Raw genomic sequence first — 2,173 nt, forward strand, 5'->3', positions numbered from 1 at the left:
GGATAGGACCGGGGGGACATATCTTCGGAGCAGGTGGACATCGGATAGGACCGGGGGGACATATCTTCGGAGCAGGTGGACATCGGATAGGACCGGGGGGGCATATCTTCGGAGCAGGTGGACACATTATGGGAGCGGGACATATTATCTTCGGAGCAACTGGACACACTGAAGGTGCCACTTTGTTCACTGCAGCTCCTATATCGATCATACCAGCTCCAGTGGCACTGTCAGAGCCAACCCCGACAGATGTCCCGCATGGACTAAAACCCTGATTTACATCAATAGCAGTATCCATAAGCATCTGCTTAATCTCGGCTGGGATAAGACTTGACTTGGCATTCAGAAGCAAAGCAGCCCCACCGGCCACCATAGGAGCCGCACTTGAAGTGCCGCTAGCGACAAGCCATCCATCAGCTGACCCTGTCTCATCACCATTGGGGAATTTGCTGCCGCTGAAAAGGCCATCAAATTCGGCACCTTTCTGTGTGGGCATGACAATGAAGATCCCACGGGGCAAGTGGCCTACGATTCCGCTTATATCAGGGCAATGCCGATTAGGATAAAGAGAATTAACACCACTTGATGCATAAGTCGCAGCTTCCCATGTTCCGTCCTGGCGGGGGTAAGCCCCTCCTACAGATATGACCTCAGGCATGCAGCCAGGCCACCCTATGGGACACCCATTACCGCAGGCAAAGACCACAGTAATGCCTGAATTCACTGCGGCCTGAATTTCAGCCTCAAGGACAGGGTCACGGGATTGCCCCCAGCTACATGTGATAACCTTAACTCCGAGGGAAACTGCCAGACGGAATGCGGCTACTGATGCCCAATTGTACCCATCAATCATCTTTACAAAATGGAACTCACACTCAGGAGCAATTGCCAGAATGTTCGATGCTATGCCTGTTCCATGGCCGATTTCATCCTTAGTGGGGTCACCTACCGCAGCATGAACTGTGATATTATATCCACGCCCGGAATAATAGTCATGATCTGCCACAAATCCGGAGTCTATCATCGCAACTTTCACTCCGGTACCCCGGAAGCCTCGGGCATGAGCAGCATCCGCATTGGTCAGACGTGATATATCGGCTGGAGGCCTGAGATGATAATAAGACAGTGTAGGCATTTGCCCTTCACCAGAGAGGAAATACCCCGTCGGAGGAATGTAAAGGGTATCAACCAATGGCGCCAATTCCACAGGCACTTCTGGCGTCTTGTTCATGAAGAAGGGATTTATCTCAGCTGCCATTTCCCTGCCATAGAATGTCTTAACAGGCCGCTGAACTATCTCTGTATTGAAATATTTCTTATATAGTTCCCCTGTTCCAACTATAGATATTCCAAACTGACTGCGAGCAATCACGGAAAAACCTGCATCGCTTAATTTCTTGCATGCCTCCTCCACATCAGAAGCTTCTGCCTGGTAAAAGAAAAGTTTTTTTGCACTCAGTGGAGCTGTATTCTTCATTAAAGATGTTCCTGTCTTCGAACGGAGCACTACTTCAGCATAAATCTGCTTATCTATCTTACCATCTGTCATTGGTTACTTCACCTTAAAGAATTCTTAGCTTTTCTGTTTCTACATGATTAAATCGGGAGTTTTTTTACTGTTTTCTAGAGTTCTTCAAAAATGGCATTGGTTTCGGTCATTCAGGTACTGCCGATAAAAATTAAAGAACTATACGCAACCTCTAACTTAAGATCCCAAACAATTGCAATAATTGCCATCTACAAAATAGGTGTCCTCGTATAAAATACTATATGGGTATTTTATATAAATGGTTTTAATTAAATGTCCGACAGATTAATTTAACTGGAAATTCTAAATTTAAAGAATATTTGGCTATGGTCTCTCCAGAAAACTCAAAATTTGCCCATTAAATCGTGAAGTGGGGCTCACTTGAAATAAAAATTAAGGAATATGACCACTGCAATTTAAGTTTACATCTGATACAGCTATAGGTTTAAAGTTATTGAATTTTCAATTCAACTGTGTAAAATTAACAGCAATTTTTTGCTGCAAACGTGACTGAAATAGAATACGCATGCAAAAATAGGTTATCCGCACAGCACACCCTATATTCGGCAGGTCGACATTAGATTTTGAGTATTTTTGCTGAGGGTGTTTTTTAAACATTATGTAAATATGAAGTGGGTTTGAAAC

At 44.6% G+C, this 2,173-nt stretch carries 1 protein-coding gene; it reads right to left on the reverse strand.

The window, feature by feature from the left end; translation table 11 throughout:
• A partial coding sequence (locus tag EO98_RS17545) for a S8 family serine peptidase (RefSeq protein ID WP_052735085.1) occupies nucleotides 1–1,549 on the reverse strand: 1,549 nt, incomplete at its 3' end.
• Between the last annotated feature and the right edge of the window lie 624 nt (nucleotides 1,550–2,173).

Origin of the sequence: Methanosarcina sp. 2.H.T.1A.6 (assembly GCF_000979455.1) — an archaeon.
Taxonomy (GTDB): Archaea; Halobacteriota; Methanosarcinia; order Methanosarcinales; family Methanosarcinaceae; genus Methanosarcina.